The organism is Streptomyces sp. ISL-36 (assembly GCF_018614205.1).
Classification (GTDB): Bacteria; Actinomycetota; Actinomycetes; order Streptomycetales; family Streptomycetaceae; genus Streptomyces.
Genome location: NZ_JAGGOS010000004.1, coordinates 21,886 through 28,442 on the forward strand (window position 1 = coordinate 21,886; position 6,557 = coordinate 28,442).

Consider the following 6,557-nt stretch of genomic DNA (forward strand, 5'->3'; position numbering starts at 1 on the left):
GCAGGCCCTACCGGGGCGTCACCGCGAAGTTGTCCAGGATCGCCTGCGCCAGGTCCAGGTCGCCCTCGGACTTGACCCGGTCGGCCACCTCGGCCGGCCGGACCCGGCCGCAGGCGAGCCGGACGTACGTCTCCCAGTCCATCGCCAGCGTCGCCGCGGGCCCCAGCGAGGGAGCCCCGTCGACCGAACCCCGGCCCTCCGCGTCCACCCGCACCGTGCGCAGGAACTCGACCGGACCGTGGACGTCGAAGACGACCGCCGAACTCGCCGGCGCTCCCGCGTCCTTGGCGACCACCTTCGGCAGCGCTTCGAGCAGCACGTCACGGGTGACCAGCGCACCGGGGGAGTCCAGGTTGCCGGGCTTACGGAGCGTGGTGCGCAGGTCCTGCTCGTGGACCCAGACGTCGAAGGCGCGCATCCGGTACGCCAGTTCCAGGGTCTGCTCGGCGCCGAGGGGGGCACGGATCAGATGGTCGGGCTTCCGGTTCTCGTTGCGCAGCTGGCGGGCCCTGCGGATCAGGATGTACTCCAGCTCCGAGGTCATCTCGGGGCCGGTGTGGTGCCGCCGCACATCGACCTGCATCTCCATGTAGCGGGCGAAGTCACTGCGCACGTGGTAGAGGTCGCGGGGCAGGGAGTGGATGGGGCGCGGGTCGCCCAGCATCTCGCACTCCATGCCGATCACATGGGACACGATGTCGCGCACCGACCAGCCCGGGCACGGTGTGGCGCGGTTCCATTCGCCTTCCACGAGCGGCTGCACCAGCTCTGCTATCGCTTCGATGGAGTGGGTCCAGGCGTCGGCGTAGGTCTGGAGGCTGGGATGGACGGTCACGGGACCCCTCGGCGGTTCTGCGGTGCGCGGGCTGAAAAGCGAGCTGAAAACAAGACTGCGTGGGAGGCTCGGACGCTAAGTTACGCTGCCCGAAGGCACCCCGGCAGTGCTTTCGTGTGACGATCGTAGGCCTGCATTGACGGCTCGAATGCCAGGACGGTGGTAGTGTGCGCGCCTCGCTGATCCAGATCGCAGTAGACCAGGACGAACCGGTCGATTCCCGTCGGGCGCGGGTGGCGGCTCTGGTACGGCAGGAGCGCGGCGCCGCGGACCTCGTCGTCCTGCCGGAGCTGTGGCCGATGGGGGCGTTCGCGTACGAGTCCTTCGCGGCGGAGTCCGAGCGGCTGAAGGGGCCCACGTACGAGGCGATGGCGGCGGCCGCCCGGGACGCGGAGGTCTGGCTGCACGCCGGGTCGATCGTCGAGGCGGCGGGCGGTGCCCTCTACAACACCTCGCTGGTCTTCTCGCCGGAGGGCGAACTCGCGGCGAGCTACCGCAAGATCCACCGCTTCGGATTCGACAAGGGCGAGGCCGTGATGATGGCGGCGGGCGAGGAGCCGGTGACGGTCGCGCTGCCGCTCCTGCCGGCGCCGCTGACGCTCGGCGTCGCCACCTGTTACGACCTGCGTTTCCCCGAACTGTTCCGGCGCCTGGTGGACGCGGGCGCGGGCGTCTTCGTCGTCCCGGCCGGCTGGCCCGCCCGCCGGCGTGCGCACTGGACGCTCCTGGCGCAGGCGAGGGCGGTGGAGAACCAGGCGTACATGCTGGCCTGCGGCACCGCCGGGACGCACGCGGGCGTGGAGCAGGCCGGTCACTCGATCGTGGTGGACCCGTGGGGCGAGGTCCTCGCGGAGGCGGGCCCGGACGAGGAGATCCTGCGCGTCACCCTCGACCCGGCGAAGGTGCTCACGACAAGGGACCAGTTCCCCGCCCTGAAGGACCGGGTCCTGGGCCTGGACCGCCCCGAGCGGGGACCGGGGGCCGGCCCCGAGCGGGGCTGAGCGGCGCGGACCCGGGGCACGGCGCGCGCGGGCGGGATGCGCGTCGCGTGACGGCGCTCGGGGCGCGTCACAGCGCGCGGGCGTCGCTCGGGGCGCGGCGCGTGGGAGTGGGTGTGGCGCGTGACGGCGCTCGCGGCGCGTCAGAGAGCGCGTGGGAGTGGCTCGGGGCGCGGCGCGTGGCAGTGGCGCGGAGCAGGGGCGCGTGGGCGTGGTTGCGGGGGCCGGGCGGCCCGGGTGGCGGGTTCAGACCGTGATCGCGTGCAGCGCCGCCGGGGACGTCCCCGGGCCCGGCCCCGGCCTGGGTGCGGCGGGCTCCGGTGCGTACTCGCGCCAGGCCGCCGCCAGCCTCCGTACCGCCTCCGACAGCACGGCAGGCGGCAGCAGGAAGTGCAGCCGCAGGCGCCGGGTGCTGCCGCCGAGCGCGTCCATCGTGGCGCCCGGCAGCACCGCCACCCCGTGGCGGAGCGCGACCTGGGCGAAGGCGACACCGTCGCCGTAGGGGAGGCGGACCCACAGCGTCTGGCCGCCCGACGCCGGAGGACAGCTCCAGGACGGCAGCAGCCGAGCCAGCTCCGCCCGGAGATGGTCGTGGCCCGAGCGCAGCGCCCGCACCCGGCCGGCCACGATCGGATCGAAGCCGTCCAGCAGCCGGACGGCCGCCAACTGCGCCGGCACATCGCTCCCCAGGTCGTGGATGGCCTTCAGCCGGGCCAGCCGGGAGACCATGGCCGCCGGCCCCCGCACCCAGCCGATGCGCAGCCCGCCCCACACCACCTTGCTGAGCGAGCCCACCCCGATCACCTCGCCGAACGACGACAGCGGCTGCTGCGCCGGCCCGGGCTCGAACGCGAGGTCGGCGAGCACCTCGTCGTCGACGAGCGGCACCCCCATCCTGTTCGCCGCCTCGACGAGGCGCCGCCCGGCCAGCGGCGGCAGCACGGTACCGGTCGGGTTCTGGAAGCGCGGGACGACGTAGGCCAGCGCGGGACGGTGACGGACCATCACCCGGATCGCCTCCGCCACGCCGATCCCGTCCGCCCCCACCGCCACCGGATGCGGCACCGCCGCCGCCTCCCGGAACAGGTCGAGCGCCCCCGGGTACGTCGGCGACTCGACCAGCACCCCGTCACCGGGCGCCACCAGGAGCCGGGTCACCAACGCCAGGGCCTGTTGGGCGCCCGTGGTGACCAGGATCTGCTCCGGACCGGTCGGGACACCCCGTACCCCGTACCGCGCCGCGATCGCCGTCCGCAGGGCCGGGAGCCCCGCCGGGTGGTAGCCCAGATCACCGTCCGGCAGGATCATCGTCCGGTACGCCAGCGCCAGTTCGGGCGGTGGACCCACCGGCGCCGCGCAGCTCAGCAGGATCACGTCGTCCGGCGCCTCCAGCAGGTGCAGGAAGAGCGGGTTGGACGTCTCCCGCACCCGGGGACCCGGCGCGAGCGCGGCGGACGCGACCCGCGTCCCGCTGCCCTGCCGCCGCATCAGCCGCCCCTCCTGACGCAGGGTGTCGTACGCCGCCACGACCGTCGTCCGGCCGACCGCGAGCGCGGCGGAGAGCCGCCGGTCGGGCGGCAGCACGGAGCCGGGGGCCAGCAGACCGTCGTCGATCAACTGCCGGAAACGGGCGGCAAGGAGGAGGTACAGCGGCCCACGGCCCGCCGACCAGCGGCCGAGACGGGCGACAAGGTCGTCCAGGGAGAGAGGAATTGGCTCCATCGCCGGACCAATCTGCCGTGATTGGTCCTGTGCCCGCAAGCCGGTTGCCCCTTCACTGGGTTCCATGAGCGACGACACCGCACCACTCCGGCCCGAGACCCTCGCCGTCCACCCGCCCCAGGTACGGGTCACCGGCAGCACCCCCCTCGGCGTCCCCCTCCACCAGGGGCACGTCTTCACCTTCGACAGCGCCGACGCGATGGCCGACGCCTTCCACTCGCCCGACACCTTCCTCTACAGCCGCCTCGGCAACCCCACCGTCCGCGCCCTTGAGGACGCCGTCACCCGCCTGGAGGGCGGAGCCGCCGCCCTCTCGTACGCCTCCGGCATGGGCGCCATCAACGGCGTCCTGCTCGGACTGCTCTCCAACGGGGACCACGTCATCGCACAGCGCTGCCTCTACGGCGGTACGTACGCGGTCCTGACCGACCTCGCCGCGCGCTGGGGCGTCGAGGTCACGTACGTCTCCGGGACCGACCCCGAGGAGGTGCGACGGGCGATGCGGCCCGAGACGCGGCTGCTCTACCTGGAGACCATCGCCAACCCGACCACCCGGGTCGCCGATCTGCCCGCCCTGATCGCCGTCGCCGCCGAGGCCGGCGTCCCCAGCGCCGTCGACAACACCTTCGCCTCGCCGCTGCTGTGCCGGCCGATCGAGTTCGGCGCGGACATCGTGATCCACTCGGCGACCAAGTACCTGGCCGGTCACGCGGACGTCCTCGGCGGGATCGCCGTCTTCAAGGACGCCGAGCTGTACGGCCGCATCCGCCATTACGCCGTCGAACAGGGCGCCGTCACCGACCCGTTCGCCGCCTGGCTGACCCTGCGCGGCCTGCAGACCCTGCCGCTGCGCATCGAGCGGCAGAGCGCGAGCGCCCTCGACCTGGCCGGCCGGATCGCCGCGCACCCGGCGGTGTCGGCCGTCCGCCACCCCGCTCTGGCCGGGCACCCGGACCACGCCGTGGCGCGGCGGCTGCTCCCGAAGGGCGGCGGCGGGGTCGTCTCCTTCGACCTCGCCGGTGGGCGTGAGGCGGGCCGCACCTTCATCGAGGCGGTCCGCGTGGCCTCCCTGACCGCCTCGCTCGGCGATGTGAAGACCCTGGTGATGCACCCGGCCTCCACCTCGCACCGTCAGCTGGACGCGGCGGCCCTCGACGCGGCGGGCATCGGCCAGGGGACGGTACGGATGTCCACCGGCATCGAGCACGTCGAGGACCTCTGGGCGGACGTGGAGCAGGCGCTGGACCGGGCGACGAAGGTGTCCTGAGCCCAGGGCCGGGGTCCGCGGCGCGAGGGGGCGGGCCGCGTCAGTCCTCCCGTTCCCGCTCCGCCATCCGGATCACGCACACCGCGACCCCGATCAGCAGCGCCGCGTCGGCGTCCTCGCGGACCACGTTGACGGCGTAGGTGTCCCGGACGTGGAACCACTGCCGGGAGATGTGGGCGAGGAGTTCGCCGTCGTACTCGACGGTGAACTCCCGGTCCAGGATCCGGCCGCTGACATCCAGCTCGGTGCCCTCGACCAGCGTGACCCGGTAGTGGTTGCGCAGCAGCGAGAGCCGCTTCCTGCGGATCGTGGCGAGCGGGCGGTCGTCCCGCTCGATCGTCATCGCGTCCCGCACGCTGAACAGCTTCTGGCGCAGGGTGATCAGGACCTGCCCGGCGGGGTCCTTCAGCTCCAGAGTGTCGCGCAGCCGCAGGGCCTTGCCGTCGACCAGGAAGGCATGGCGGCCGTGCTCGTCCTCGATCCAGTAGTCGTCGCCGACAGCGAAGATCTTGTCCCGTACGAGATATTTCATGGCGGTATGCGTTCCCCGGGCGGAGACGCTTCACGCCGGGGAGTCGCGGACGGCGAAATAGCGGGTGAAGGGTTCGGAGGAGGTGCCGAGCATCTCGCCGAAGGGGGAGTCGAGCTGATGGATCAGCAGCACCGTGAAGGCGATGAACCCGGCCAGGCCCATGACCATGACCATATGGGTGAAGCTCCGCCTGATGCCGAAGAGGAACATGAAGGCCAGGGTCAGCGCACCGCCGATGATCAGGCCCGTCCACAGGACGGGTGACAGCCGTTCCTGGGCGGCGGCCTCGCGGCCCCGCCGGGCGTCGTCCACGTAGCCGATCTGGGCGAGGATCTCCTGGGCGGCGATCTGCTGGGAGACCGAGGTCGTCTCACGCACCTCGCCGGCGGCGCGGAGCCGGTCGACCAGGGACCAGCCCGACGCGTCGAGGGGTTCGCGGGCGGCCATGCGCGGCCACTCGACGCTGACGACGTGGTCGGCGTACGAGCGGGCGGCGGCGCGAAGGGGCCCTTGCCGGTCCTCCGGGAGGGAGGAGGCCAGCAGGTACGTCTGGTGCAGGGCGCTCGCCTCGGCCTGGACGTGGTCGGCGGCCGACGCGCGGTTGTCCCAGACCGAGACGAGGCAGAGCCCGAGCACCACGGCGTACAGGACCGACACCATCATCGCGATGTACTCGGCGACGTCCTCGCGGGGCTCCTCGTCCTCCTCGACCGGGAACAGCCTGGTCTTGGCGACCACGGCGAGCGCGGCGACCACGGCGACGCCGAGCACCACGACGAAGGTTTCCAGCAGGGCCATGGTGCCTTCATGCCTTTCGTGGTCAACGCGGGCGGGAGCCGAGGAGGGCGGCGGCGATCGCCGCGGGGATCAGCAACAGCAGCAGGACCATGACGACCGTGAGCTCGGGGAGCTCGCGGGAGCGGCGATGCAGCCGCGCCAGGAGCCCCTCCTCGCCGACGGGGGCGACGACGGTGGCGTCCTCGGGACGGTTCGCGCGGGGTGGAGGCGGGTTGGGGGGCGGGTTCGGGGGCGGTACGACCGGGGCGGGAGGCGGCGGTACGACGGCGGCCGGAGACCGCGGTACGACGGGGGCGGTGGGCGGTGCCGCCCCCGCACTGGCCCCCGCACTGGCACCTGCGCTCGGACCGGGGCCGGGGCCGGGGAGGCCGGCCCCTGGGGCGCCCGCGCCGGGAAGTCCTGGCC

The 6,557-nt window shown here is 73.3% G+C and carries 7 protein-coding genes; 2 read left to right on the top strand and 5 right to left on the bottom strand.

From position 1 onward, the window contains the following. Positions 1–7: 7 nt before the first annotated feature. Positions 8–835, bottom strand: a complete 828-nt coding sequence (locus tag J7E93_RS00755; RefSeq protein ID WP_215065121.1) for a maleylpyruvate isomerase family mycothiol-dependent enzyme — start codon at positions 833–835, stop codon at positions 8–10. A gap of 167 nt (positions 836–1,002) precedes the next feature. Between J7E93_RS00755 and J7E93_RS00760 the strand changes: the two genes are divergently transcribed. Further along, complete coding sequence (locus J7E93_RS00760) at positions 1,003–1,836, top strand: carbon-nitrogen family hydrolase (protein ID WP_215065123.1); 834 nt, start codon at positions 1,003–1,005, stop codon at positions 1,834–1,836. Positions 1,837–2,079: 243 nt separating this feature from the next. Here J7E93_RS00760 and J7E93_RS00765 read toward each other — a convergent pair whose 3' ends face one another. Next, positions 2,080–3,555, bottom strand: coding sequence for a PLP-dependent aminotransferase family protein (locus J7E93_RS00765; RefSeq protein WP_215065125.1), 1,476 nt, complete (start codon positions 3,553–3,555; stop codon positions 2,080–2,082). A 64-nt stretch (positions 3,556–3,619) separates the two neighbouring features. Between J7E93_RS00765 and J7E93_RS00770 the strand changes: the two genes are divergently transcribed. Next, a complete protein-coding gene (locus tag J7E93_RS00770) occupies positions 3,620–4,822 on the top strand; it encodes a PLP-dependent aspartate aminotransferase family protein (RefSeq protein WP_215065127.1) in 1,203 nt (400 codons plus the stop codon). 40 nt (positions 4,823–4,862) lie between these two features. Here the strand turns inward: J7E93_RS00770 and J7E93_RS00775 are convergent, their stop codons facing one another. The 3 genes from J7E93_RS00775 to J7E93_RS00785 all read right to left on the bottom strand — a co-directional run. After that, a complete protein-coding gene (locus J7E93_RS00775) occupies positions 4,863–5,354 on the bottom strand; it encodes an LURP-one-related/scramblase family protein (RefSeq protein ID WP_215065129.1) in 492 nt (163 codons plus the stop codon). A gap of 30 nt (positions 5,355–5,384) precedes the next feature. After that, entirely contained in the window at positions 5,385–6,152 is a 768-nt protein-coding gene (locus tag J7E93_RS00780) for a DUF4239 domain-containing protein (protein ID WP_215065131.1), read from the bottom strand. A 22-nt stretch (positions 6,153–6,174) separates the two neighbouring features. Continuing rightward, positions 6,175–6,557, bottom strand: a 383-nt coding sequence (locus J7E93_RS00785) for a hypothetical protein (protein ID WP_215065133.1), incomplete at its 5' end; no start/stop codon positions are given.